Genomic DNA, 632 nt, shown 5'->3' on the forward strand with positions numbered 1-632 from the left:
TTCAGTGGACAATGCCAGGATAGTTCTTCAGATTGACAACGCACGACTAGCTGCTGATGACTTCAGGCTCAAGTATGAGAATGAGCTTTGCCTTCGTCAAGCAGTAGAAGCGGATATTAATGGTCTTCGTAGAGTTCTTGATGAGCTGACCATGGCCAAGTGTGACCTTGAGTCACAGATCGAAAGTTTGACTGATGAACTCCGTTGTCTCAAGAAGAACCATGAAGAGGAGATGAAGAGTTACCAGGGAGCCACTGGTCAACTCAGTGTTGAGATGAATGCTGCTCCAGGAATTGATATGACCAAAATTCTAAATGCCATGAGAGCTGAATATGAAGACATGGCCGAGGCCAATCGTAGAGAGGCAGAGAAGCGATTCAATGAAGCGAGCAATGCCCTCAAGAAGGAGATCTCATCCGGGGCCGAACAGGTACAATCAAGCATAAATGAAATCACGGACCTGAAGAGGACACTCCAAACTTTTGAAATTGAACTGCAAGCAGCTCTGGCTACGAAACAATCACTAGAAAATTCTTTGGCAGAGACCGAAGGAAACTATTGCGTTCAGCTTTCCCACATTCAAGCAAAAATCGGCACGATAGAGCAACAGCTGTGTGAAGTCAGAGGAGACA

1 protein-coding gene is annotated in these 632 nt (G+C 45.7%); it reads left to right on the forward strand.

Features of this window, described 5'->3' with window-relative positions; genetic code table 11:
• Nucleotides 1-632, forward strand: a 632-nt coding sequence (locus tag EUU22_RS08020; protein WP_165351113.1) for an intermediate filament family protein, incomplete at both ends; no start/stop codon positions are given.

Source organism: Ciceribacter ferrooxidans (assembly GCF_004137355.1).
Lineage (GTDB): Bacteria > Pseudomonadota > Alphaproteobacteria > Rhizobiales > Rhizobiaceae > Allorhizobium > Allorhizobium ferrooxidans.